Source organism: Rhizobium sp. M1 (assembly GCF_002531805.1).
GTDB lineage: Bacteria > Pseudomonadota > Alphaproteobacteria > Rhizobiales > Rhizobiaceae > Rhizobium > Rhizobium etli_C.
The window spans coordinates 1-25,667 of sequence record NZ_NWSW01000017.1 but is presented as its reverse complement, the minus strand read 5'-3'; the positions used below and the strand labels follow the sequence as shown (position 1 = coordinate 25,667).

Here is a 25,667-nt window from a genome sequence, read left to right as displayed (position 1 = left end):
TCAGTCATCGTAATGCACCCAATAACGCGAGGTCAGGAAGGAGAAGGCGGTGAAGATCGCGATGATCACCACCAGGATCCAGGCGAGCGCCGAGGCATAGCCCATGCGGAAATTGCCGAAGGCTTCCTGATAGAGGTAGAGCGTGTAGAACAGCGTCGAATTGATCGGCCCGCCGGTGCCACCCGAGATAATGAAGGCCGGCGTGAAGGCCTTGAAGGCTTCGATCGTCTGGACGACGGCGTTGAAGAAGATTACCGGCGTCAGAAGCGGCAGGGTGATCTTGTAGAATTGGCGGAATTTCGAGGCGCCGTCGAGGCTGGCCGCCTCATACATGTCCTGCGGGATCTGGCGCAGGCCGGCAAGGAAGATGATCATCGGCGAACCGAACTGCCAGACCGAGAGCGCCACCAGCGTATAGATCGAATAATTCGGATGCGAGATCCAGCTCGGCCCCTCGATGCCGAACTGCGAGAGCGCGGCATTGACGAGACCATCACTGGCAAAAAGCTGGCGCCAGAGAACGGCGATCGCCACGCTGCCGCCCAGCAATGAGGGCAGGTAAAAGATGGCGCGATAGAAGGTCAGCCCGCGCAGGCCGCGGTTCAGCGCCATGGCGACCAGCAAGGCGAAGGTCAGCTTGAACGGCACCGAGAAGACAACATAAGTCAGGGTGACGTGCATGGCGGCCGAGAATTTCGGATCCGCCGTGGCGATGCGCACGTAATTCGCCATTCCCACCCACCGCGGCGACTGCAGCATGTCGAAGTCGGTGAAGGAGAGGTAGAGCGAAATCAGGGCCGGCCCGAGCGTCAGCCCGAAAAAGCCGGCAAGCCATGGCAGAAGGAAGAGATAGCCGGGAGCATTGGCATTCCAGAGACGCCGGAAGCGCCCTTCGGCCACGGCCCCCTCATATCTTTCCACATTTATGGCCCCTGCGGGCGTGCGCATCGCATTGCTCATACGGGATCAGCCTCGTGCGAGAATCTGCGTAATTTCAGTGACCAGCTGTTTGCCGCCGTCGGCGGGAGACAGCTGTCCGAAACCGACCTGTTCGGCGATGTTTCGCAGCATCAGCTCGCCTTCACCGGCGCCGGCCGGCGGCGGCGGCGGCAATTTGCCGGCAAGATCGCCGAGACCGCTGACATAGGCCAATGCAACCTTGCCGTTCTCATCGAGCTTCGCCGCGACGACCTCGCGCATGGCGGCCGATTCCGGAATGCCGCGTTCGACATCCAGGAGCAGCACTGCCTCGGGGTTCTTGACGAAGAAGTTGATGTAGTCCACGGCCAGGTCGATCGCTTTCGACTGGGCCGAGACCGAGAAGAACATCGAAGGCTTGCGATAGTGGCCGCCCTTCGAATCCGCCTTGATGCGCATGTAATTGGTGAGCGCCAGCTTGTCCTTGTTCATGGCCTGATAGGCAACGAACTGATTGGAATGGGCAAAACCGGCCGCAGATTTGCCGAGCGACACCGTGTTGGTTTCGATATCATTTTTGTCGAGAGCCTGGATATCGGCGGGAACGCAGGCGCCAGCCTCACGGAACTTGGCCCACATGTCGTACCATTCCGAGGCATCGTCCACGCCGAAGCCGATCTTGCCATCGGCGGTATAGAGCGCCTTGCCGCGCTGACGCAGCCAGTTTTCGAACAGAGGCTCGCCGCCGCTGCCATCGGCGAGGCCGAACATGCCTTTGCGCTTGCCGGCCTTGGTGATCTCGGCGCCCATGCGGGCAAACTCATCCCAGGTGGTCGCCTGCGTCGGCAGATCGACCCCGGCCTCCTTAAAGGCGGTGGTGTTCAGGACCGTCGCGGCCGAGTTCGCACCTAGGCTGACGCCATAGAGATGGCCGTCGACACTGCCGCCTTCGATCTGGGCCTTGTCGAAATCGTCGAGATTGAGCTTGGCCGGCATATAGGATTCGAGCGGGGCGAGCGCGCCACGCCGTGCATATTGGACGATATAACGATAGTCCATCTGGATGACGTCGGGCGCGTTGCGGCCCGCGACCTGGGTCGCAAGGCGCGGCCAGTAATCGCCCCAGCCGAGGAACTCGCCAGTAATCGACGTCCCCGGATTCTTGGTCTGATAGAGCTGCGACACCTTGTTGGTGCGGTCGGCACGTGGCTGCGAGCCCCACCACAGGAGACGCAGGCGCGTTTCCTGCGCCAGGGCGCTGGTGCCGAGCGCCGAGAGCGACAGAAGTGCTGCGCCGCCGGCCACGAAATTACGTCTGTTTACACGCAGGGTCATTTTTTCCTCCTCCAAAGGGAAGCGCCTCCACACGCTTCCAAACCAGTTTTGCTTGCGCAAATAACTAATTGGTTACAAGCTACGAGCAAAGCGGCAAGCCTGTCAAGCGGTGTCGGTTAGAGCATGATGGCGAAAAGCCTCGACGGTTCAGGCGACGTCATGCTCCGACCCTTCTGTTCCGGTGGGCCGCCCTTCCAAATTCGGTTTTTACAATTTCGCACCGAAGGCTTATGAGCGCAACACGTGAAGACAGGGGTGGAGCGATGAACGACAGCGGGGGAAACAGGGAAAAGAAGCAGGCCCGGCGACCGTCGACAGAACGGACGGCCCAACGCGATCCGGAGCGGACACGCGCGGCGATCCTCGAAGCGGCAACCCGGGAATTTGCCGAAAACGGCATGGGCGGCGCCCGCGTCGACGCCATCGCCGAACGGGCCGGCACCAACAAGCGCATGCTTTATCATTATTTCGGCGACAAGGAGCAGCTCTACCTCAAAGTGCTCGAGGAAGCCTATGTCGGCATCCGCACCGCCGAGCGCGCGCTGCATATCGGCGACCGCAGCCCGGAGGAAGGCATCGGCGAATTGGCGCTCTTCACCTGGCGCTATTTCCTCCAGCACCCGGAATTCCTGAGCCTGCTCGGCACGGAAAACCTGCATCGCGCCCGGTGGCTGCGCCAATCCGTCCGGCTCAAGGAACTCCATTCGCACCTGATCGGCGAGCTATCCCAAGTGCTCGAACAGGGCAAGAAACAGGGCGTCTTCGTCGAGACGGCCGATCCGCTGCATGTTTACCTGACGATCGCCTCGCTCGGCTATTTCTATCTCTCCAACCAGTACACGCTTTCGACGATCTTCGGCCGCGACCTGATCGAGCCGGCCAATCTCAACGCCTGGGAAAGCCATATCGTCCACGTCACGCTCGCCTCGATCAAGCGCTGAGTCTCGAAAGTCGGATTCGACTCTTGACAGGCTCGCCGCTCTTCTGTCATCAAGTAACTGTTTAGTTACTGGCTTGGGAGGGCCGGGCTGACATGCCCGCTCCCGCCGAAAAAGATTGCAGGGAGGAAAAAAATGGCACGCTTGGGGATCATCTTGCACGGCGTCACCGGCCGCATGGGTTACAACCAGCACCTGGTGCGCTCGATTCTGGCCTTCCGCGACCAAGGCGGCATCACGCTGAATTCGGGCGAGAAACTTGAGATCGACCCGATCATCGTCGGCCGCAACGGCGCCAAGATGGAAGAGCTGGCGAAGAAGCATAACATCAAGCGCTGGTCGACCGATCTCGATGCCGCGCTGGCCAATCCCGACGACACGATCTTCTTCGACGCCGGCACGACGCTGATGCGCGCCGAGCTTCTGTCCAGGGCGCTCGACGCCGGCAAGCACGTCTACTGCGAAAAGCCGATTTCCGACGATCTGCAGGTGGCGATCGATCTCGCCCGCAAGGCGCGGCGCTCCGGGCTCAAGCATGGCGTCGTGCAGGACAAGCTCTTCCTGCCCGGCCTGCGCAAACTGGCGCTGCTCAGGGATTCCGGCTTTTTCGGCAAGATCCTCTCGGTGCGCGGCGAATTCGGCTATTGGGTCTTCGAGGGCGATTGGGGCGTGCCGGCGCAGCGCCCCTCCTGGAACTATCGCAAGGGCGATGGCGGCGGCATCATCCTCGACATGCTCTGCCACTGGCGCTACGTGCTCGACAATCTGTTCGGCGAAGTCAAGGCTGTCTCCTGCCTCGGCGCCACGCATATTCCGAGCCGCATCGACGAGCAGGGCAAGCCCTATGATTGCGATACGGATGACGCGGCCTACGCGACCTTCGAACTTGAGGGCGGCGTGATCGCGCAGGTCAATTCCTCCTGGGCGGTGCGCGTGCGCCGCGACGATCTCGTGACCTTCCAGGTCGACGGCACGCATGGTTCGGCTGTCGCCGGCCTGACGAAATGCTGGAGCCAGCACCGCGTCAACACGCCGAAGCCGGTCTGGAACCCCGACCAGCCGCAGACGATCGACTTCTACAAGACTTGGGACGAGGTTCCTGATACCCAGGCCTTCGACAACGGCTTCAAGGCGCAGTGGGAAATGTTCATCCGCCATGTCGTCGAAGACGCGCCGTGGCCCTACGGCCTGGAGGCCGGCGCCAAGGGTGTGCAGCTGGCCGAACTCGGGCTGAAATCCTGGGCCGAACGCCGCTGGCTCGACGTTCCCGCACTGGAGTTCTGAGCCGTGACGACGATCAATCTCCCTCTCGACGGCAAGATCGTCCCCTATACGCTGACCGGCACGCCGATCGAACTGAAGAAGCGCGACGCCACGAGCTTCCCGCGCATCGCCTTTGCGGCGGCGCACGTCGTTGCCGATCCGCTTGCCGACAACGACCCCTGGCTGACGCCGGCGATCGACTGGGAACGGACGCTGGCCTTCCGCCATCGGCTCTGGGATCTCGGCCTCGGTGTCGCCGAAGCCATGGATACGGCGCAGCGCGGCATGGGGCTCGGCTGGCCGGAAGCGCGTGACCTCATCCGCCGGGCGCTTGGCGAAGCCGCCGGCCGCAAGGATGCATTGATTGCCTGCGGCGCCGGCACCGACCACCTGATACCCGGCCCCGAGGTGACGATCGACACGATCCTCAAGGCCTATGAGGAGCAGATCGAAACGGTCGAGGCGGCCGGCGGCCGCATCATCCTGATGGCAAGCCGGGCGCTTGCCGTCGTCGCAAGGAGCCCGGACGATTATGTCAGGGTCTATGACCGCATCCTTCGCCAGGTCAAGGAGCCGGTCATCATCCACTGGCTCGGCGAAATGTTCGATCCGGCGCTTCAGGGTTACTGGGGCAATGACGACCATCTGAAAGCGATGGAAACCTGCCTCGAGGTGATCGAGGCCAATGCTCAGAAAGTCGACGGCATCAAGATCTCTCTTCTGTCGAAGGAGAAGGAAGTGGCGATGCGCCGCCGGCTGCCGAAAGGTGTCCGCATGTATACCGGCGACGATTTCAACTATGCCGAACTGATCGCCGGCGACGAAGAGGGCCATTCCGACGCACTGCTCGGCATTTTCGATGCGATCGCGCCGGCAGCCTCGGCCGCGCTCGACGCGCTCGGCCGCAAGAGCAATCACGAATTCTTCGATCTGCTCGAGCCGACCGTGCCGCTGTCGCGTCACATCTTCAAGGCGCCGACCCGCTTCTACAAGACCGGCGTCGTCTTCCTCGCCTATCTCAACGGCCTGCAGGATCATTTCGTTATGGTCGGCGGCCAGCAAAGCACGCGTTCGCTGGCACATCTGGCCGAACTCTTCCGCCTGGCAGACAAGGCGCGGGTTCTGGCCGATCCGGAACTTGCAGCGGCGCGCATGCGCCAAGTGCTTGCTGTCCACGGCATTCACTGATCTCAGGCATGGCAATGGGAGGGGAATGAGATGCAGGTCGAAGGACTTTCGATCAATCTGGCGACGATCCGCGAGCAATGCGGCTTTGCCGAAGCGGTCGATATCTGCCTGAAGCACGGCATCACCTCGATCGCGCCCTGGCGCGACCAGGTCGCCAAGGCCGGTCTCGACGAGGCGGTCAGGATCGTCAAGTCGAACGGCATCAAGCTGACCGGCCTTTGCCGCGGCGGCTTCTTTCCGGCGGCAAGCGAGGCCGACTGGCAAAAGAACCTCGACGACAACAGGCGCGCCATCGACGAAGCGGCGGCGTTTTCCGCCGATTGCCTCGTGCTCGTCGTCGGCGGCCTGCCCGGCAGCTCGAAGGATATTGTCGCGGCCCGGCAAATGGTGTTCGACGGCATCGCCGCCGTTCTGCCGCATGCCCAGGCATCCGGTGTGAAGCTCGCGATCGAGCCGCTGCATCCGATGTATGCCGCCGACCGCTCCTGCGTGAACACGCTCGGCCAGGCGCTCGACATGTGCGAACCGCTCGGCGAGGATGTCGGCGTTGCGATCGATGTCTACCATGTCTGGTGGGATCCAGATCTCGCCAACCAGATCGCCCGCGCGGGCCGCATGAAACGCATCTTTGCCCATCACATCTGCGACTGGCTGGTGCCGACCAAGGATATGCTGCTCGACCGCGGCATGATGGGCGACGGCGTCATCGACCTCAAGGGCATAAGGCGGATGATCGAGGCGGCGGGCTTCTTCGGGGCGCAGGAAGTGGAGATCTTCTCGGCAGAGACCTGGTGGAAGCGTCCGGCCGACGAAGTGATCGCCACCTGCGTCGAGCGCTTCCGGAGCTGCTGCTAAGCATGTCGCGCAAAAGTGCGCAGCGGTTTTGCGATCACGACATGCGAAAGCCAAAGACCTAAAGCGCGGACTAAGCGAATCTGAAAGATCGCGACGCGCTTTAGGCCTGATTTTCAAAATTCGTTTCATCAGCATGCAGGAGGATTCATTCGATGGAGAAACGCCGTTTTGCCCTGATCGGCACCGGAAACCGCGGCACCACCATGTGGGGCAAGGACCTGCTGGCCGGCTGGCGCGAACATGTCGACCTGACCGCCATCGTCGAGAAGAACTCGCTGCGCGGCGAGCGCGCCCGCAACATGATCGGCAGCAATGCGCCGCTTTATGAAAACATCGATTCCATGCTCGCCGAGCAGAGGCCGGATCTGGCCATCGTCTGCACGCCCGACCAGACGCATGACGATATTATCGTGCGGGCGCTGGAATCCGGCATCGACGTCATCACCGAAAAGCCGATGACCACCTCGATCGAGAAAATTCGCCGGATTCTCGATGCCGAGAAGCGCACCGGCCGCCGGGTCGATGTCTCCTTCAACTATCGCTATGCGCCGACGGCGGCCCGCATCAAGGAACTGCTCAATGCCGGCGAGATCGGCCGGGTGACCTCCGTCGATTTCCATTGGTATCTGAACACCAAACACGGCGCCGACTACTTCCGCCGCTGGCATGCCTATACGGAAAATTCCGGCAGCCTGTTCGTTCACAAGGCGACCCACCATTTCGATCTTCTGAACTGGTATCTCGACAGCGATCCCGAGGCCGTCACGTCCTTCGCCGATCTGCAGAATTACGGCCGCAAGGGGCCGTTCCGCGGGCCTCGTTGCAAGCTCTGTCCGCACGCACATGAATGCGACTACTATCTTGATCTCGAAGCCGACCCTTTCCTGGATCAGCTTTACGAGGATCCCTCGAAGATCGACGGTTATTTCCGCGACGGCTGCGTCTTCCGCGAAGACATCGACATTCCCGATACGATGGTGGTCAGCCTCCGCTACCGCAACAACGTTCATGTCTCCTATTCGCTGAACACCTTCCAGCCGATCGAAGGCCATCACCTCGCCTTCAACGGCACCAAGGGGCGCATCGAAATTCGCCAATATGAGGCCCAGCCCTGGGAACAGCCGAAGGAGGATACGATCCTCCTCATCCGCAATTTCCCGAATGACAGGCAAGCCGTCGAACGCATCGTCGTTCCGCATTTCACCGGCGGCCATTACGGCGGCGACGACCGCATGCGCAACATGATCTTCAAGCCCGGCATGGAAGACAGGCTCGGCCAGCGCGCCGGCACGCGGGCAGGCGCCATGTCCGTGCTCTGCGGCATTGCCGCGCTGACGAGTTCGCGCACCGGCAGGGTGGTCGATATCGCCGAGCTGATGCCCGAGCTTGCCAATGACGGCTCGCCCAATTCGTTGAGGACACCGCGTTGACGCGCCCCTGGTTGCGTCAGGCGATGTTTTCGAGATCCTGCCGGCGGATCTGGTAGAGCAGCGGCCGGCCGGCCGTAAAACGCTCGATCTCATCCGCTGCCATCTCTCCGAGGCGAGCCCGTTCCAGACCGATGGCGCCGGCAATGTGCGGGGTCAGGAAAACGTTCGGCAGATCGTAGAAAACCGAACCCGCCTCCGGAATTTCCGGATCGGTCACATCGATCACCGCGTCGATGCGGCCGGTCTTCAGCTCCGAAAGCAGAGCGGCCTCATCGATGAGAATGCCGCGCGCGGTGTTGATGAGCGTTGCCCCGTCCGTCATCAGCGACAGTCTTCGCGCATCGATCATATGCTGCGTCGACGGCAGTGATGGCGCGTGCAGGGAAACGATATCCGCGCGGCGCATCAAATCGTCGAGCGCGACCTTTTCGGCTCCGAGGCCTGCCGCCTCGGCGGCATCGACCATCGGATCGAACAGCAGCAGACTGTATTCGAAAGGTTTCAACAGCTCGATCACCCGCCTGCCGATGCGCGAGGCGCCGATAATACCGAGGGTGCGGCCATAATTTCCGATCGCTTCGCGCTGCATTGGATAGGTGCGATCGCGGTTGCGGTCGGCGACATAGAGGTCGCGGAACCGGAAGGCGCGCTTGCCGGCAAAGAGGATCGCGGCAAGCGTGAATTCGGCAACCGGCACGGCATTGGCCTCGGCCGCGTGGCTGACCGCGATGCCCGCTTCGAAGATGGCCTCGTCGATGATGCCCTTCACCGTGCCCGCCGCATGGACGATGAGGCGAAGCCGCGGCGCGGCAGCGGGAATCTCAGGCCCGACATAGGGCGCGCCCCAGCCGGTCACCAGGATTTCGGCTTCGGCCAGCAGGCGGCTGGCGCGTTCGTCCTCGAAATGCTGCAGCGGCTCGGAATCCAGCAGGCGGCCGATGGTATCGAGCCGGCGCAGGATCTCGTCAGGCAGGACATGCTCCGTGCGCGACGGTTCCATGGCAAGGACGATGGCCGGGCGGCTCATGGCATCTGGCCCGGCGCTTCGATGGCGCTGACGGTCACACCCTTTTCCCGCACCAGCGCCTCCAGCGCCGCAAGATCAGGCGCCTTCGGCGGCCGCGTCCAGGCGGACGCGACGGCGGCGGGATCGCCGAGCGCCAGCACCGCCGTTACCAGGATGGTCTCACCGGCCGGAATCTGACCGCGCAGCTGCGGTACGATGGTCTTTGCGACGATCACATTGGTGTTGGGCTGGGCCTTCTGCACGAGCCCGGCGCGATCGACCGACGATCCCACGTCGAGAATACCGCTGAAATCGGCTTCGCCGATCGCATAGGCAGCGCCATCCGACGCCGACAGCGTGTCCAGCTCGAAATCCCGACGGGCGATGGCGAAGCCGCCTTCGGCGACCCTCAGCGGCCGGGCCGCCCTGATCCGGTGGAGGCGGATATGCCAGGGGGCCGCGGGCGCCAGCCAGCTTTCGACGCTGACATCGGGGAAAGGTGACCATTTCGCATAAAGCACATCGCCCGCGAGCCTGGCTTCCTCATTGGTTTCGCGCACGCGGTAATGCAGGCCGTCATCGCTGAAGGCCAGCATCGAATCGAAAGCGGCGAGCGCAAAGCCGCGCTCATCGGATTCGACGCTGAAGCCGTAACGGGTGGAATAGGCGAATTTCGCGTATTTTTCCGTGCCGAAGCGCATCTGCAGGTTTTCCTGGCCTGATGACAGCGCCACGACGTCGCCGCCCGTGCGCATCATCACCATGCCGGGATGGCGCTGGGGAACGACCTCGGGCGCCGGCTCCCGCGCCGTTTCCTCGGACGTCCAGAACGGATGATCCTCCTGGATCGCCAGCGGCAGAAAGGCCTTCAATGCCCAATAGGGCGAGCCGGCGGAATTGTAGCTCTCCGACATCAAGAGGTTCGGATAGCCGAAACCGATCGACAGCACGCCGTCGCGGTCGGCGATCGGCTTGTCCCTCCACCAGCGCAGATGCTGCAGGCAAAGGTGTTTGACCTCACCCCAGGGCAGCGCCTCGACGCCGGCAAAGGCAAGCGCCGACCAGAAGCCGGCACAGGCAAAGCGATAGGTCAGACTGCGGCCGAAGGGAATCGTCGCCCCATCGGCGGCAAACCAGTGGCGGAAATCGCGGGCGAAGAGGATCGCCCGTTCGCGGTAGCGCTTGGCGTAATCGTCATCGACGAGCTTCGAATAGATCAGCCCGTAAAAATGCATGGCGAAGGGAATGTAGTGGTCGATGCGGCGCACGTTTCCGTCGCGATACCAGCCGTCGCCGATATAGAAGCCTTCGAGTTCCTCCAGATATTGCCGCGTCAGGCTGCGATCGAAATCGGCGCCGAGGCGATCGAGGGCGATGTCGACGAAAATCCGGAAGAATTTCCAGTTGTTGTCGGCATAGTCGAACTGCCGGGCGTGCTTGAGATAGGCGATGACATTGCTGCGGGCGCGCGCATCGAGCGGCTCCCAGATTTTTTCCGGCACCAGCGCCAGGGCAAAACCGAGGGCGGCAAGCTCGACCATGCGCTGATCGCGGCCATTGACGGTTCCCCAATATTCGGGATGAGCGGGATCGGTGCCGTTTGCGAGGCCTTCGGCAAAACGATGCCAGTGGGCGAAGTCTCCATTGCCGGCGCCAAGCGGCGCCAAACCCCAGAGCGGGCGGGCAAAACCTTCAAGATCGGCCGCCGCCCGGTCGAAATGGGCGGCGGCACCGCTCAGCCTGACGCGGGCATTGCCTTTCGAAAAACAGGCAAGCAGCGGATCGAAGAGATCAAGCAGGGCTCGGCTCATATCGGCGCGGGTTTCGAGCGGATTGCCGGCAAGCGGATTGGCGCTGGCGGGATCATAGGTCATCGGATCACTCACGGGTTTCGACGTTCACAACGGTCCCTCCCGCAACGGGAACGACAGCCTGACAGATGTGGCGCGCCGGCGCCGTCCTGTTGCGGAAACGGGACAGCATCAGCGAAACGGCTTCGCGCCCGAGGGCGGCGCGGTCGACGCGCATGGTGGAAAGCTGCGGATTGGTCATCAGCGCACAAGGCAGATCATCGAAACCGACGATCGCGAAATCCTCCGGCACACGCAGGCCCGCTTCGATGACAGCCTCGAGCACGCCGACGGCGATGAAATCATTCATGCAGAAGGCGGCGGTAAAACCGGCATTCTCGGCGAGGATCGCCGCCGTGCGTTCATGGGCCTCGCGGCTGGCGCTGCCCTGCAGCGTCATGGCTACGAAACGACCTTCGGCGCCAGGGACAGCGGCAATCGCCGCCTCGAAACCGCGGATACGCTCACGGATCGTCTGGCGATGTGAGCCGCTCAGATGCAGGATGCGGCGATGGCCGGCCTTCGTCAGCCGGCCAGTCGCCTGATAGGCGCCGAAGAAATTAGCCGGCGAAACCCCATCGAAACGCATTCCGGGGTCGGTGCCATTGACGAGAACGGTCGGCACCATGGCGTCCTGCAGCCAGTCGCGCAGCATGTCGTTCGGATCGATGCCGACGAGAAAGAGACCTTCGGCCGCCGCGGCCTGCATATAATCGCGCGCGGCGTCCGGCGTGATGCGTTCCTCCCGGACCATCCGGACTTCGAACGGCATGCCCGCTTCGGCCGCTCCGGCGCGCAGGCCCTCGACGATCGCCTCGTAGAAGACGCTGAGGCCGCCCGTGACGCCGTCGCTGGCGATCAGCGCCAGCCCGCCGGCAACGGCTTCAACTGCCGGCTTGACCGGATAACCGTGTTCGGCAGCCACCTTCAATATCTGACGACGGACGGTTTCGCTGATCCCCGGCTCGTTCGCCAGCACGCGAGACACCGTCGAGACCGAGACACCCGCCAATGTGGCTATATCGGCCTGACGCGGCCGTCTGATTTTTTCATCGCTCATGGGCAAACATTATGCAAATTACGCAAATTTGCAACACGAACGTTATTTCTTGCAATAAATATTTTTTTGCGTACTCTGCTTGCCGAATGCCCGACGACGCTCTGGAGGATTGGCCGCGGGCATATAGGGACAAGGGAGGATAGTATGCAGGTCAACCGCCGTTCATTCCTGATGGGCTCCGCCGGCGCAGCTGCCGGCCTGGCATTCGCGGGACGCGCCATTCCGGCTTTTGCCGAAGACACGGCGCTGCGCGCCATGTGGTGGGGGTCCAACGACCGTGCCAAACGCACGCTCGACGTCGCCAAACTCTACCAGTCGAAAACACCCGGCGTCACGATCGTCGGTGAATCGCTTTCCGGCGACGGCTACTGGACGAAGCTCGCCACCCAGATGGCGGGGCGCTCGATTGCCGACATCTTCCAGCTCGAACCGGGGACGATCTCCGACTATTCCAAGCGCGGCGCCTGCATGCCGCTTGACGAGTTCGTCCCATCGGCGTTGAAGGTCCAGTCCTTCGGCCCCGACATGCTGAAATTGACCACCATCGACGGCAAACTCTATGGCGTCGGCCTCGGCCTCAACTCCTTCTCGATGTTCTTCGACACGGTTGAATTCGAGAAGGCCGGCATTCCGCTGCCGACACCCGATCTCACCTGGGACGAATATGCCAAGCTCGCCGTCGAACTCGCCAAGTCGTCCGGCAAGAGCGGAGGCCCCTATGCGGCCCGCTACGCCTATGTGTTCGACGCCTGGCTGCGCCAACGCGGCAAGAGCCTCTTTGCGAGGGAAAGCGTCGGGCTCGGTTTCACGGCCGACGATGCGACGGAATGGTTCGACTACTGGGAGAAGCTGCGTAAAGCAGGGGGCACGGTGGCTGCCGACGTCCAGACGCTGGACCAGAACACCATCGACACCAATAGCCTCGGTCTCGGAAAATCGGTGATCGGCATGGCCTATTCCAACCAAATGATCGGCTATCAGCTGATCATCAAGAACAAGCTCGGCATCACCATGCTGCCGCGGGAAAAGAAAGGCGGGCCGTCGGGCCACTACTACCGCCCTGCGCTGATCTGGAGTGTCGGCGCCACGACGAAGAACGGCGAAGCGGCCGCAAAATTCATCGACTTCTTCGTCAACGACATCGAGGCCGGCAAGATTCTCGGCGTCGAGCGCGGCGTGCCGATGTCGCCGACCGTGCGTGAGGCCATCCTGCCGCAGCTGAACCCGACGGAACAGGAAACGGTCAAATACGTCAACATGCTCAAGGATCAGGTCGGCGAATATCCGCCGCCGGTGCCGATGGGTGCAACCCAATTCGACCAGCGCGTGCTGCGGCCGATCTGCGACGAACTCGCCTTCGAACGGACCTCGCCCGCCGATGCGGCGACCCGGCTCGTCGAAGAGGGTAAGGCAACGCTCAAGGGATGATCGGCTGCCGGATATGAGAGGAGAGGCCCGCAAAACCCCGGCGGGCCTCTCTGTTTTCCTGATTGAAGCGCGTTGCGACCTTGTGGATTTGCGCTTCAGATGCCTTTCAGTTGGCTGCCAGGCTTTCGACCACCCGCCAGTCCGGCCGGCCGAGATTGAAGGGCCAGGCGTGCACGTCGCGGTCATTGAAATAGACCACTTCCTGAAGGTTCGGGAAGGCGCTCTGCTTCAGCGTCGCGGTTTCGATCCAGGGTCTCATATAGGCGTCACCGCCTTCGTAGCCGAGCTCTGCGACCCAGACGGGCTTTCCATAGCCGGCGACGAGATCATAGCCCTGCTTCAACGCTTCCGAAAAGGTCCGATGCTTGTTGTAGGCAAGCTCGTCATAGCGCTGGAGCCCGAAAACCGAGAGGCCGACAAGATCGACGTAGTCGTCGCCGGGATAATAGGCGTCAAGGCCGGGTTCTCCCTTCGGCGACCACATGAGCTCGGTGCCGGGCGCCTCGTCGCGGACGATATCCATCATCCGTTTGTAGGCGGTGATATAGTCCTGCGGGTTCCAGCCGGACCACGAAAACCGTCCTGACTTGTCCTCCATCTCCTGGCCCCAACGGACGATCACCGGGCTCTTCAGCTGCGAGATCATCTGCGCGATTGCCCGCATGTTGACGTCGTAATCGCCCCGCAGCACCTTGCGGCGAAGCTCGTCGGAAGTCAGCCGCCAGTCAACGTCCCAGGACCACGGCTCTACCGTGATCAGCAGGTTGCGGCCTCTGGCCTGTGCATAGGCATCAGCGATACGCAGCGTCTCCAGGTCAACGTCTTCCCATGGCAGGAACAGGGCCTCGGTCGAGACATTGGTCTGAGCGCCGAAATCCCCATGCGGGTCATAGGCGCCGAACTTGATGCCGTCGGCATGAACCACCGGGCGTTTATCGATGATCGTTCGTATGCTGGATGTCTGGTTCGGGGCGACTCCCGCATATTGCATTTCGCTTCGGCCGGGCAAATCCGTGGCGCACAATAGCAGCAGCGCGATCGCGGCGGTCGAGAGGTGGTTATTCATTAGCGTCTTCATGGCTCACCCTCCTTTTCGGGCAAGTTCCTGGTCCGACAGGAGCTGCTTCAGATCGCGTGCCTTGGCGCTGACGGTGTCCGCGGCAACAAGCTTGCGGAATTCGTCGTCCTGGTGCACCGATGCATGCCGAAAGACGTACCAGTTGCCGTTCGGCTGGCGGCGCTGATAGATCGTGTTGCCGATCTTGCGGTGACCGAAACAGGTGCTGGCGCGCGCTGCACCCTCGGCATTCGTCCAGGTGGCACGCATGCAGAGCTGGCCGAGGTCGTCGACAACCCATTTTCCTTCGGCGAAGGACTGCTTGCCCTTGTCGTTTACCCAGGCGACAAACCGCCGGCCATCCTCGATGAAGCGGCCGCCACCGGTATCCCAGGTCCAGGTCCTATCGCCGTAGATCCGGTAGAGCTCATAGGCGGTGAGCGGCGTCGGCTCATTCTTCTTTGCGGTCTCGGCGCCCTGCGCCGCCAATGGCAGGCACAGGCTGAGAGCAAGGGCCGCCCCATATAGTCTCGATCCGATACGCATTACATTCTCCTCCTCGACGCCGGCCGGTTTCCCCGGCTCAAACACCTTGTTCGTCGCGTCCCGTGCGTCCGAACCCATTCCACCTGATGCGGAACTTCACGGTCCGGGTTTTGCCGCCGCCCAGACCGGCTCCGGCCACGGCAAATTGCGATTGGCTGAAACTGATGACAGTCTGACCGTGCGAAAGGGCTTCGAGACTGCGCAGCCCATGGCCGCCGGCCTGCATGCCGCCGGTGACGCAGATCGCAAGCCCCGTCGCCGTCGCCAGCCACAGGCCGCGTGACTGCGGCAGCAGCGGCAGACCGTTCTCGATTGCGTGGCGAAGGACGATCAGCACCGTCAGCAGCAGATAGATCATGAGATTTATCGCGGCGAAGATATAAAAGCCCTGGGCGGCGGCCGCGTCGTTGGCGAACACCATGGCGACGGCGCAAAGGCCGGCGAGGCCGATATAGGGCGCAACGATGCGCAGCGGCAAAGACTGCTGCTCCTGCCGGCCTTTCGGCGTGATGCGAAAGTCGACGAAAGAGCCGCAGAGATGGTCGCGAACAGCTGCGAGGCTGCCGGCGAGCGACCACGGCCAACGCAGGAAGATGAAGGCAAGCCCTTCCCAGCCGAACAGTTTCGCATCGTGCGGCCTGAAGGTTGCCGTTGCCCGCCAGAAGAAGGCAAACAGCGTCAGCACGATCGATATCGGCGCGAAATGCAGCAGGAAATCCGGATAGGTTACGTTGACGAAGACATCGCCCGTCAGCAAAGCGGCAACCGGCAGCAGGAACATCACGGCCATGAAGGCGGAGAAAAGCGGGTACCACAGCTGCGAAAACACGAACTGGAATTTCAGATACCAGGGCAGATGGGTGACGTAGCGGCGAGAATATTGCAGCAGGATGGTGACGAGGCTGCGCGACCATTGAAATTCCTGGACGGCGAGATCGACGAAGTTCGCCGGACCGTCGCCGTGAGCGATCGCGTCGACGGCATGGACACCGCGCCAGCCGCCGGCATTCATCATCAGCGTCGTCGAATGATCTTCGGCAAGTTCGGGGCCGAGGCCGCCGATCTCACGAAGGGCTGACGTGCGAACCGCATAGTGGGAGCCGATGCAAAGCGGCGCCCAGCCATTGTTGTAACCGGTCTGCAGCGAACCGTGCAGACTCGCCTCCGCATAGAGCCTTCCGCGCGCCGCCCAGCTTGCCGCCGCATTCGCATCGCAGATGCTGGGCGCGGAGACGTAGCCGATGCCGGGATCGGCAAAGGGGCGCAGGACTTCCCTGAGATAAGTCGGCGTCGGTACATGATCGGCGTCGAACTGGGCGACGAAATCGTAACGCGCATAGCCGAAATGGTCGTAGAAATAGGCAAGATTGCCTTCCTTGCACCGGGTTCGGCGCGGCCAGGTCGTGCGGTGATATTCCGCCACGCCCTTTCGGGTGGAGATCAGCACGCCGTGCTCGGCGCACCAGCGTCTGGTTTCCTCGGAAGGATCCTCGTCGGCCAGCCAGACGTCGAACTCGACGCCGATCTGATCGAGCATCGCCTGCAGCGTGGTGCGGACGACGGCAAAGGGCTCGGACGGCGCCTTGGTGACGACCATCGCCACGCGCCCTTCCGGCAGCCGCGCACGCGAACTGATCGTCCTGGCATCGAGGAAGATCAGGATGAAATAGGCCGGGACGAGCGTGATCCAGGCCAGCACGGCGGTGATGAGCACGAACGCAGTCCAGGAAATGATATGGGCGGACTGGCACCACCAGATCCAGAAAAACCCAAGGGCGGCCAGCCAGCAGAGGATGCCGAAGCCATAGGCGACGCGTCTGCGGCCGGTGAAAACAGGATCGAACGCTTCGGCGGTGGCGGTTTTTGCAGGCGCAAGGCCATAGCCGATGTGCGAAGCGTCGCTCATGCCGTCACTTCCAGTCCGAAGGTGGGGCCGGCGGTGCGGATGATCGTATCGATATCCGAGAGTGCCGGCGCGAAGCCGAGTTCCGCTTTCGCCCTTGCCGTATTGGCAAAAAGGATCGGCGGATCGCCGGCACGGCGCGAGCGGTACCGGACCGGCACTTCACGGCCGGTGGTGCGATGGATGGCTGCAAGGATCTCGCGCACCGAGGTGCCCCGGCCGGAACCGAGATTGACGCTGAGCGAGCCGCCGCCCGCCATCAGGTGATTGACGGCGGCCAAATGCGCCTGCGCGAGATCGCTGACATGGATATAGTCGCGCACGCAGGTTCCATCCGCGGTCGAATAGTCGGTGCCGAAGATATCGAGCCGCTCCAGCCTGCCGGCGGCAGCAAGAAGGGCGCGGGGAATGAGATGGGTTTCGGGCTCGTGACGCTCGGCAAGTTCGCCATCCGGATCGGCGCCGGCGGCGTTGAAATAACGCAAGGCGGCGAAGCGGATGCCATAGGCGGCGGCAAAATCCTCGAGCGCCATCTCAAAGATCAGTTTGGTGCGGCCATAGGGATTGACCGGCTGCTGCGGGGTTTCCTCCCGTATCGGCAAGGAGGCGGGAACGCCATAGGTGGCGCAGCTGCTCGAAAAGACGATCCGGTCGATATCCTGATCGAGGCAGGCTTCGAGCAGCGTGAGGCTGCCGACGACGTTGTTGCGGTAGTATTTTCTCGGCATCTCGACGGATTCGCCGACATAGGCGTTGGCGCCGCAATGGATAACGCAATCGGGCGAAAATTCGGCCATCGTCCGGCGCAGCGCCACCGCATCGCCGAGTTCACCCCGGATGAGCGGGCCCCAGCGGACGCTGTCGGCATGTCCGGTCGACAGGTTGTCGTAGGCAACCGGGATCATGCCGGCGCGCGACAGGGCTTTGCAGATATGACTGCCTATGAAACCGGCACCGCCGGTGACGAGAATGTAGCGGGGCATCTCATACGGCCTCCGCCTTCTCTGTCCGGGCAAGCAGGCCGTCGAAATATTCGACGGTGCGCGCCAGGCCGGCTTCGAGCTCGATGTGGGGTTGCCATCCCAGCTCGGTCATCGCCCGGGAAATATCCGGCCGCCGCTGGCGCGGATCGTCGACGACAGCAGGCAGGTGAACGATGCGGGAACGCGAATTCGTCAGGTCGCGGATGATTTCCGCCAGGCGCCGGACGGTGAACTCGCCGGGGTTGCCGAGATTGATCGGGCCGTGGCAGGCGCTGCCGGCTGCCGAGAAACGCAGGAAACCTTCAACGAGATCGTCGACATAGCAGAAAGAGCGGGTCTGCTGGCCGTCGCCGTAGATCGTCAGGTCGGCGTTGCGCAGAGCCTGCACGATGAAATTGGAGACCACCCGGCCGTCATCCAGGCGCATACGCGGCCCGTAGGTGTTGAAGATGCGGCCGACCTTGATGTCGACGCCATAGGTCCTGTGGTAGTCGAAGAACAGGGTTTCGGCGCTGCGCTTGCCTTCGTCGTAACAGGCGCGCGGCCCGATCGGGTTGACGTTGCCGCAATAGGTTTCGCGCTGCGGGCTCTGGTTCGGATCGCCATAAACCTCCGAGGTCGACGATTGAACGACGGTCGCGCCGGTCTTGCGCGCACAGTCCAGGGTGTTGACGGCGCCGAGCACATTGGTGAGCAATGTGCCGACCGGATCCCGCTGATAATCGGGCGGAGAGGCGGGCGAGGCAAAATTGAAGATGAGCGACGCTTCGATATCGAAGGGCTGCCGGACATCGTGCTCGATGATGCGAAAACGGGGGTTCGACAGGAGATGATCGACATTCACACGGCGGCCGGTCGAAAAATTATCGAGGCATATGACGCTGTGGCCGCGTAACAGAAGCCTTTCGCAGAGATGCGAGCCAAGAAAACCGGCCCCGCCATTGACAAGAGCAGTGCCCAGATTCTTGAGCACCGGCACGCCTTCTACTTCAGAATAACCTTCGCCGGGAACGAAACTACGCATTACAAACTCCTTCCCATGTTTTAGTCTTTTGATTTATTCAGGCGCTGCGTGCCTTCATTATCCGGTCGGATATTCATCTACTTGAGTATCTCACTTGAATAACTTTATAGTTATTCTTCGGATATCTGGCTTACTATTCGAATGATAAGACGATTGTTAGCGAGGTCAACTTTAAAAACGTTTTCAATCCAAAATAACTACGCAATTGTTCTTTTAAGTAACAAATAATTAATCATTTTCTGTCTTTTTTTCACGCAGAACGAGTATCCCGACACCGCTCAAGCTTCGGTCAACCAAGAACGAGTACAAAAGAATTGAAGGGCTGGCCGCGCGTAACTGCACGACCGGTCTTGCATCCGGGAGCGCCATATGCGAGGGGATTGGCCATGTCGAAAAAACACGCTGCAGCGCAGCCGAAAGGCTGGCGTCTATTTCATTTTGCGATGTTTGCCTGGGGAACGACGCTTCTTGCGGTCGGGCCGACGGCCTGTTCGGTCGTTAACGACGACATAGCCGCCGTCGCGAAAAAGAATGTCGTCGTCGTCGAGACGCCACGTGTCTCGAAGGCATACGCCTACCCGGAAAACCGGGCCGTGCGGCCGGCCGCGGCACCTGCCCGCGTCGTCGCCTATCACGGGTCCGCCCCGTACATCTGCTCTCCGAGCGGCTTCGGACAGAAGTCGCGCTGCTTTGCGCGTCCGTCGATCTGAAACAAATCCTTCGAATCGACATCGATGCAAGGATAAATTACCCGGCAGTTCAACCTGCTGCGGCGTCCCTTGCGCGCCTGAACAGACGCGGCGCGCTGCAGATCAGTTGCGCCAGCGGCTCGACATCTCGTCATCGCCGACCGGATGGTCGTTGAAGAAGCGGGACGCTGCCTCGGTGCGGTTTCGGACGTTCATCTTCTTGTAGATGTTGCGGACGTGAACCTTCACCGTGTTTTCGGAAAGATGCAGCTTGTCGGCGATGATCTTGTTCTGCGTCCCCTTGCAGATGAGATCCAGGATCTGAACCTCGCGGGTCGTCAAAGCGGAGATGCTGTCGCGTCTCAGCTTGAGCGCATTGCTGCGCGCGGCATCGACCGATTTCGTCTGATAGAGTGAAGGCTCCAGCTGGGGGCTCTTGTTGGCGAGACGGTTAAGAAGTGCCGAGGGAAAATGCTCTCCGCCCTTCATCAGCAGATCCACCGCGGCCATGAAGACATCAAGCCGAAGATTGAGCGGCAGGACGCCGTCGATGATCCTTGCCTCCACCAAACGGCTGACATAGGGTTCCAGCATATCGATGGCCTCGACAACGAGTCCGATCGAGGTTTCCGGGTGATTTTCCCGTACCGCCTTCAACGCGTCCTGAAGCTCAGGCTGAGGTATATGGTAGAATAAAACGAGCTTTAGATCGCTCGTATCCTTTTCCAGCATCGGCTTCGTATTTGCTAAGCTTGGCACATCGCAGTTCGGGAATTTCTTTGCCAGCGCCTCTACCATGCATTCTGAAAACAGATCCGCCTTGGCAACTACAAGGATAGTATCTCCGGAAGGGCTAGACTTTCTTGCCTGGTCGGTATTCTCCATTCCTGAGCCTGTCATGAACATATACGCCTCCCCTAGCGTTACACTTTACTCAAACGTGAAGCGATGGCGGGTAGAAGATAGTATGAAATGCCGCCCCCTTGATGTCACCGCCCTCTTCTTTAGACATTTCTTAATTATGTTAATACGGATTGAGAAGGAAGGAAATGGCCCAAAGTGATTAGTTTTCGGGAGCGAAAAACGATACGTTACTACGCTTCGGTTGTATTTTTGCTAGACCTGGTACTGTAAGGTTATATTTGCTTTCACTATAGATAATCGGACGAATGTAATATTCCAGTACAAATTGTCATATTTATATGACCTTTGCCAGCGGGGTCGAACGATCCGACCGCCCTCGATTATGCCGCCAAGGCCAGCGCTGCCCTTCCACGCCTCCGGGCCGCGTCTGCATGGACGCGCCTTACGCGCGCTCAACGCGTTCGGCCGGGCGCCCAATCACCATGCTCTTTGATTTCGAGCTGCAATCGTTGCTAAAAGAGGCGAGAGCCACTTAGCAACTCCTCAGTGAGAAGTCATGCAGACCGATGCAGACAGGGCGGAACGGGAACGGCTTCTGGCCATTCTCGATTTCTGGCACAAAATCGAGTTTTTCATACCTTACGATCTCTCCAGTCGGCTCGTCTCAGCGGAAGGACGGACCGTTTTCTGGCTGCATGCAAAAACGCTGTTGCAGGATGGCGCGGCACTCAGCCGTCCTGTTATACCCGAGGAGAAGCAGATTACCGGCTTTACCTTGTTCCTCGGCGTTTTCAGCAAATCCGAAATTGCCGATATCCGCCGGCGCTTCGACCGCGTTGCGGCCGATATTGCCGAGTACGAGGATGCCGAACGCAGCGATCTCGATGGCGATACCTGCTTTGCCAGCCTGCAGCTCACGCCGCTGGGGCAGCCGATGTTCGAAACCTTTGCGGTTTCCACGCTTCCATGGGCTCTCGGCCGCGTGCAGAAATCCGGGCTCGCCTCACTCAGCCATGAGGCGTTTGCCGACAGCAAACGGCAGCTGTCGGAATTGCTTCAAAACTTTCGGGCGCAGCGACAGCTGACATCTTCAGCCTTCGAGGCCGGCTCCGATCAGCCGATCGATGCCGCCGAAATCCTGGCGCTGCATGAATTGCTCTGCGATTGGGCGAGCTTTGTCTCGCGCCGGGACAGGCCCATCGCCGCCGTCGAAATACGCTACCGTGACAGGGCGGAGAGACCCGATCTCATCTCCCTGCAGCCCCAACAGGAGGACCATGCCCCCAATGCCGACGACGAGGAAGACGAGAGTGCAGATGGTGAAGAAGACATTGGCATCCTGAACAGCTTCTTCATCGAGGACATCGAACGGGCGATGATCTGCGTCAAGCAGGGCAATGTCCCAGAGCCGCTCAGGCGATATCTCACGCCGCTGGCCGATGAAAAGCGGGTCGACCTCTATTCGCAAGATGGGCGCGGCGCCATCGTTCGGGCCCTGCATCCCGCCAATCTCAACCGCGGACGCTGGCTGAGCGAACCTCACCTCGCCATGAGCCTCATGCAGCAGTTTGCAATCAATTCGGCGATCGGCGGCCGCTCGGAAACCGGACTGTTCTCGGTCAACGGTCCGCCCGGCACCGGAAAGACGACCCTGCTGCGCGACATGTTCGCGGATAATATCGTTCGGCGGGCCCGGATCCTGGGCGGCCTCGAGACGGCACGCGATGCCTTTGACGGCGCGCCGCGCCGCGTCACTTTTGCCGACCGCAGCACGGCCTCGATATCCGCGCTGATCCCGGCGCTCGCCGGATTCGAAATGATCGTCGCATCCTCCAACAACGCCGCCGTCGAGAATATCTCGCGCGACCTTCCCAAGCAGAGCTCGATTTCGAAGACGTCTTCCTTCCGCTATCTGCAGACGGTCGCTCATAAAATCGCCTGCCAGAAGGACAATGGGGGCGTGATCAAACTCGCCGACGGCGATCGCCCGTGGGGATTGATCGCCTGTGTGCTCGGCAATTCCAGGAATCGGCGAGCGTTCAAGGAACGTTTCGCCTTCATGGAAATCACCGACAGGCCGAAGCCCGGCTGGTCGGGCGCCCAGAAGCCGCAGACCATCTGGGAATGGCTGAAGAGCTATGAGGGGCCGACCTTCGCCGAAGCATCGGCCGCCTTTCATGCCGCCGACGACGTGGTTCGCGACAAGATCGGCCAATATGCGCGCTATGCCGATCTCCGTCATGAAATCGCGCATGTCACGCAGGATGCATTCTGCCGCGAAACGCTTGAAAAGCTGGCCGCCGCCGCTGGCGAACTTCGCCATGCACAGAACCGGTGCGACGAGATCGCGGCCGAAATGGGCCGTATCAAGGACAGTTTGTCTTCTTTGAAGGAAGAGGAACAGCTGCTCGACCGCAGCGCTCCGGCGCGATGGAAGAGAGTGCTCGCGACCAACCCTGCCCGGCAGCATCGGCAAGACGTCGTCGCCAATGCGCGCAAGCAATTGGAGCTGCGCAAGGCGCTGGCAGAATGCGAGGATCAGCTTGCGAAGACGGATAAACCCGCGCTGGAACGCGCTTTACGGGCGCATGACCACGCCGAACGGGCACTGCGGTCACGCCGGAAAATCTGGTTTGCGAAGACAGAAGAACTCGAGCGGCTGGGAGAAATTCTCGATCATCCCGCCGCACCGGAGCGCCTCGCCGACCTCGACAGCGATCAGGTGCAGATTGACGGCCTCTGGCATCAGGACGAACTGGCGGCTCTGCGTTCGGCATTGTTCGAAGCAGCGTTGACGCTGCATGAAGCGTGGCTGGCTGAGGTCGGCCGGAAGGGCGGCGGTTTCGGCGGAAATATCGTTGCCGTCAGCAAGCTGCTGTCCAACAACAATCCCGTCGATGACAAACATATTGCATCGATCTGGCAAAGCCTCTTCATGGTCGTTCCCATCGTCTCGACGACATTCGCCTCCTTCGCCCGGCAGTTCCGCGGTCTCGAAGCCGGCTCGATCGGCTGGGTCTTCATCGATGAAGCCGGCCAGGCCGTGCCGCAGGCGGCCGTCGGGGCCTTGTTGCGGGCGCGCCGCGTCATGGTGATCGGCGATCCCCAGCAGATCGAACCGGTCTTTACTCTTCCGAGCGCGCTGATCGGCGCCGCTTCGGCTCTCTCACCGCACACGGCGCAAGGCCAGTATTCGCCGAACAGGGTGTCGGTGCAGATGCTCGCCGATGCCGCCAATCGCTACGGAACAACGCTTCAAGACGAGAAAGCAGACGGGCTCTGGATCGGTAGCCCTCTCAGAGTGCATCGACGGTGCATCGATCCAATGTTCAGCCTTGCCAACCAGATCGCCTACCAGAACAAGATGATCTTCGGGCTGGCAGAGCGCCGCCCGGCCGGCGACGCGCCGCCCTTCTATGGCGACAGCGCCTGGATCGACGTCAAGGGCAAGGTTTCGGGCAAACAGGCCGTTGCGGAGCAGACGGACTTCATCGTCGATCTCCTCGGCGCGACCTACCGTCGGTCCGGTGCATTGCCTGATCTCTACATCATCTCACCGTTCAAGGAAGCGAAGAACAGTCTGAGACGGGCTTTGACCCATGCGCGATGGACCGATCAGGACGGATATACGGGCGCATCTCCGCCGAAACTGCAGAAGTGGCTTCAGGAACGGATAGGCACTGTGCATACGTTCCAGGGCAAGGAAGAGGATATCGTTTTCATGGTGCTCGGCGCCGACGCCGATCATCGCGGAGCGGCCGGCTGGGCCGCCTCCAAGCCAAACCTCTTGAACGTCGCGCTAACGCGCGCCAAGCGCCGCTTCTACATTGTCGGCGATCGCACGCTCTGGCAAACGCTGCCATATTTCAGGGAGGCGGCGAATGCTCTGGAGACGGTCCAGGCCGCGGAATTCCTGGCACGGAATGCGCTGGAGGTGAGGGATCGGAACCCGGTCCTTTGGGACTGAGTGCTCGCTCAGATGTGTTCTGGAATCAAAAAAGCCCGCCGGATTGGCGGGCTTTTTGAGTATTGTGTGTTGAAGAGTTTGGTTTCGGGGGCAGGATTTGAACCGTTCGGATCTTAAAACAGTCCACTGGACTGTTTTATCGGGCTTAGCCCGACCGACCGCTCACCCTTCAGGTTATGGTCCGCAGGACGACGAGCTACCATCGCCAGCGATAACTGGTTTCGGTGCTCCTGGAAGATAAGGAAGATTTGGTTGCGGGGGCAGGATTTGAACCTGCGGCCTGCAGGTTATGAGCCTGACGAGCTACCGGGCTGCTCCACCCCGCGCCATTGTGAGCTGTCTGGGCAAGCCCGGACTTTTTGTTTGCCGGTCCTCGAAGGCACTGCCTTCTGCGGTTCGGCGGGGGCTGCTCCAGCCCGCGGTATATTGTAACACGAAAGGCCGCTTTGTGGGCGGCCTTTTGTTCGGCTTTTGGCCGTTGGATGTTCAGAGAAGATTTGAGTTGCGATTTGCAGACCTGGCAGCGACCTACTCTCCCGCGTCTTAAGACGAAGTACCATGGGCGCAGGGGCGTTTCACGGCCGTGTTCGGAAAGGGAACGGGTGCAGCCACCCCGCCATAACCACCAGGTCGGCAAAGCGCAACTTTTTGATTTGAGAAGCTGGTACACGAGTGACTAGTGATTAGTGACTAGTCGGTAGTGTTTTGTTTTGAACACGTCTTTGGCCTTTAACCGGACGAACACTGCGTGTTCGCCGGGCCCGGGCAAAGGCGAAGGCCTTTGCCTTGTCGGGACGACCGCTTTGCGGTCGCCCTGAGATGAGCACAGTCAATGAGAACGATCAAGCCGATCGAGCTATTAGTACCGGTAAGCTTCATGCGTTGCCGCACTTCCACACCCGGCCTATCAACGTGGTCGTCTTCCACGGCTCTGATCGGGAACACTCGTTTTCAGGTGGGTTTCCCGCTTCGATGCCTTCAGCGGTTATCCCGTCCATATATAGCTACCCTGCTATGCCCTTGGCAGGACAACAGGTCCACCAGAGATATGTCCATCCCGGTCCTCTCGTACTAGGGACAGATCCTGTCAATATTCCTACACCCACGGCAGATAGGGACCGAACTGTCTCACGACGTTCTGAACCCAGTTCACGTACCGCTTTAATTGGCGAACAGCCAAACCCTTAGGACCTGCTCCAGCCCCAGGATGCGATGAGCCGACATCGAGGTGCCAAACAACCCCGTCGATATGGACTCTTGGGGGTCATCAGCCTGGTATCCCCGGCGTACCTTTTATCCGTTGAGCGATGGCCCTTCCACGCGGGACCACCGGATCACTATGACCGACTTTCGTCTCTGCTCG

General features: G+C 61.1%; 19 protein-coding genes, 1 tRNA gene and 2 rRNA genes. 8 read left to right on the top strand and 14 right to left on the bottom strand.

Annotated elements, in window-relative coordinates:
* Together CO655_RS17610 and CO655_RS17605 are read right to left on the bottom strand one after the other, a co-directional pair.
* Positions 1 to 960: a sugar ABC transporter permease gene (locus CO655_RS17610; RefSeq protein ID WP_176539271.1), complete on the bottom strand. Its 960-nt coding sequence runs from the start codon at positions 958 to 960 to the stop codon at positions 1 to 3.
* A 6-nt stretch (positions 961 to 966) separates the two neighbouring features.
* Positions 967 to 2,253, bottom strand: coding sequence for an ABC transporter substrate-binding protein (locus CO655_RS17605; protein ID WP_097665641.1), 1,287 nt, complete (start codon positions 2,251 to 2,253; stop codon positions 967 to 969).
* Positions 2,254 to 2,516: 263 nt separating this feature from the next.
* Between CO655_RS17605 and CO655_RS17600 the strand changes: the two genes are divergently transcribed.
* From CO655_RS17600 to CO655_RS17580, 5 genes are all read left to right on the top strand, one after another.
* Entirely contained in the window at positions 2,517 to 3,194 is a 678-nt protein-coding gene (locus tag CO655_RS17600; RefSeq protein ID WP_097608055.1) for a TetR/AcrR family transcriptional regulator, read from the top strand.
* Positions 3,195 to 3,326: 132 nt separating this feature from the next.
* The gene (locus tag CO655_RS17595) at positions 3,327 to 4,475 is read left to right on the top strand and encodes a Gfo/Idh/MocA family oxidoreductase (protein WP_097665640.1); all 1,149 of its coding nucleotides are present in this window, start codon (positions 3,327 to 3,329) and stop codon (positions 4,473 to 4,475) included.
* Positions 4,476 to 4,478: 3 nt separating this feature from the next.
* Entirely contained in the window at positions 4,479 to 5,642 is a 1,164-nt protein-coding gene (locus CO655_RS17590; protein WP_097665639.1) for a dihydrodipicolinate synthase family protein, read from the top strand.
* A gap of 30 nt (positions 5,643 to 5,672) precedes the next feature.
* Positions 5,673 to 6,497, top strand: a complete 825-nt coding sequence (locus CO655_RS17585) for a sugar phosphate isomerase/epimerase family protein (protein WP_097665638.1) — start codon at positions 5,673 to 5,675, stop codon at positions 6,495 to 6,497.
* Between the two features lie 152 nt (positions 6,498 to 6,649).
* Positions 6,650 to 7,927, top strand: coding sequence for a Gfo/Idh/MocA family oxidoreductase (locus CO655_RS17580; RefSeq protein ID WP_097665636.1), 1,278 nt, complete (start codon positions 6,650 to 6,652; stop codon positions 7,925 to 7,927).
* Positions 7,928 to 7,943: 16 nt separating this feature from the next.
* Here the strand turns inward: CO655_RS17580 and CO655_RS17575 are convergent, their stop codons facing one another.
* From CO655_RS17575 to CO655_RS17565, 3 genes are read right to left on the bottom strand one after another with little or no spacing between them, the layout of a single operon-like run.
* Positions 7,944 to 8,954: a hydroxyacid dehydrogenase gene (locus CO655_RS17575; RefSeq protein WP_097665635.1), complete on the bottom strand. Its 1,011-nt coding sequence runs from the start codon at positions 8,952 to 8,954 to the stop codon at positions 7,944 to 7,946.
* Complete coding sequence (locus CO655_RS17570) at positions 8,951 to 10,807, bottom strand: DUF2264 domain-containing protein (protein WP_097665634.1); 1,857 nt, start codon at positions 10,805 to 10,807, stop codon at positions 8,951 to 8,953. The genes CO655_RS17575 and CO655_RS17570 overlap by 4 nt, the downstream gene beginning before the upstream one ends.
* A gap of 4 nt (positions 10,808 to 10,811) precedes the next feature.
* Positions 10,812 to 11,843 carry a LacI family DNA-binding transcriptional regulator gene (locus CO655_RS17565; RefSeq protein WP_097608048.1) on the bottom strand — a complete coding sequence of 344 codons (1,032 nt, stop codon included), beginning with the start codon at positions 11,841 to 11,843 and terminating at the stop codon, positions 10,812 to 10,814.
* A 144-nt stretch (positions 11,844 to 11,987) separates the two neighbouring features.
* On the opposite strand from CO655_RS17565, the gene CO655_RS17560 reads away from it, so the two are divergent.
* Positions 11,988 to 13,271, top strand: a complete 1,284-nt coding sequence (locus CO655_RS17560) for an ABC transporter substrate-binding protein (RefSeq protein ID WP_097665625.1) — start codon at positions 11,988 to 11,990, stop codon at positions 13,269 to 13,271.
* 106 nt (positions 13,272 to 13,377) lie between these two features.
* Here the strand turns inward: CO655_RS17560 and CO655_RS17555 are convergent, their stop codons facing one another.
* The 5 genes from CO655_RS17555 to CO655_RS17535 are packed head-to-tail and all read right to left on the bottom strand — an operon-like array spanning position 13,378 to position 18,784.
* On the bottom strand, positions 13,378 to 14,349 hold the full coding sequence (locus tag CO655_RS17555) for a glycosyl hydrolase (protein ID WP_097608046.1): 972 nt from the start codon (positions 14,347 to 14,349) through the stop codon (positions 13,378 to 13,380).
* A 3-nt stretch (positions 14,350 to 14,352) separates the two neighbouring features.
* Entirely contained in the window at positions 14,353 to 14,874 is a 522-nt protein-coding gene (locus CO655_RS17550) for a DUF995 domain-containing protein (RefSeq protein ID WP_097581236.1), read from the bottom strand.
* Positions 14,875 to 14,911: 37 nt separating this feature from the next.
* Positions 14,912 to 16,780 carry a glycosyltransferase family 2 protein gene (locus CO655_RS17545; RefSeq protein ID WP_097665624.1) on the bottom strand — a complete coding sequence of 623 codons (1,869 nt, stop codon included), beginning with the start codon at positions 16,778 to 16,780 and terminating at the stop codon, positions 14,912 to 14,914.
* Positions 16,777 to 17,760: a UDP-glucose 4-epimerase GalE gene (galE, locus tag CO655_RS17540; protein WP_097608044.1), complete on the bottom strand. Its 984-nt coding sequence runs from the start codon at positions 17,758 to 17,760 to the stop codon at positions 16,777 to 16,779. Before galE ends, CO655_RS17545 begins: the two co-directional genes overlap by 4 nt.
* A 1-nt stretch (position 17,761) precedes the next feature.
* The gene (locus CO655_RS17535) at positions 17,762 to 18,784 is read right to left on the bottom strand and encodes a UDP-glucuronic acid decarboxylase family protein (protein ID WP_097608043.1); all 1,023 of its coding nucleotides are present in this window, start codon (positions 18,782 to 18,784) and stop codon (positions 17,762 to 17,764) included.
* A gap of 386 nt (positions 18,785 to 19,170) precedes the next feature.
* On the opposite strand from CO655_RS17535, the gene CO655_RS17530 reads away from it, so the two are divergent.
* On the top strand, positions 19,171 to 19,494 hold the full coding sequence (locus CO655_RS17530; protein ID WP_097608042.1) for a hypothetical protein: 324 nt from the start codon (positions 19,171 to 19,173) through the stop codon (positions 19,492 to 19,494).
* 102 nt (positions 19,495 to 19,596) lie between these two features.
* On the opposite strand, the gene CO655_RS17525 is transcribed toward CO655_RS17530, so the two are convergent.
* Complete coding sequence (locus CO655_RS17525; RefSeq protein WP_097608041.1) at positions 19,597 to 20,379, bottom strand: response regulator transcription factor; 783 nt, start codon at positions 20,377 to 20,379, stop codon at positions 19,597 to 19,599.
* Positions 20,380 to 20,893: 514 nt separating this feature from the next.
* On the opposite strand from CO655_RS17525, the gene CO655_RS17520 reads away from it, so the two are divergent.
* Positions 20,894 to 24,304 (top strand): DEAD/DEAH box helicase, encoded by a 3,411-nt coding sequence (locus tag CO655_RS17520; RefSeq protein ID WP_097665623.1) that lies wholly within the window; start codon positions 20,894 to 20,896, stop codon positions 24,302 to 24,304.
* A 249-nt stretch (positions 24,305 to 24,553) separates the two neighbouring features.
* On the opposite strand, the gene CO655_RS17515 is transcribed toward CO655_RS17520, so the two are convergent.
* The 3 genes from CO655_RS17515 to CO655_RS17505 all read right to left on the bottom strand — a co-directional run.
* Positions 24,554 to 24,630 (bottom strand) — tRNA-Met (locus CO655_RS17515).
* 189 nt (positions 24,631 to 24,819) lie between these two features.
* Positions 24,820 to 24,934, bottom strand: a 5S ribosomal RNA gene (rrf, locus tag CO655_RS17510).
* A gap of 208 nt (positions 24,935 to 25,142) precedes the next feature.
* Positions 25,143 to 25,667: ribosomal RNA gene (locus tag CO655_RS17505) — 23S ribosomal RNA — on the bottom strand; the annotation flags it as partial.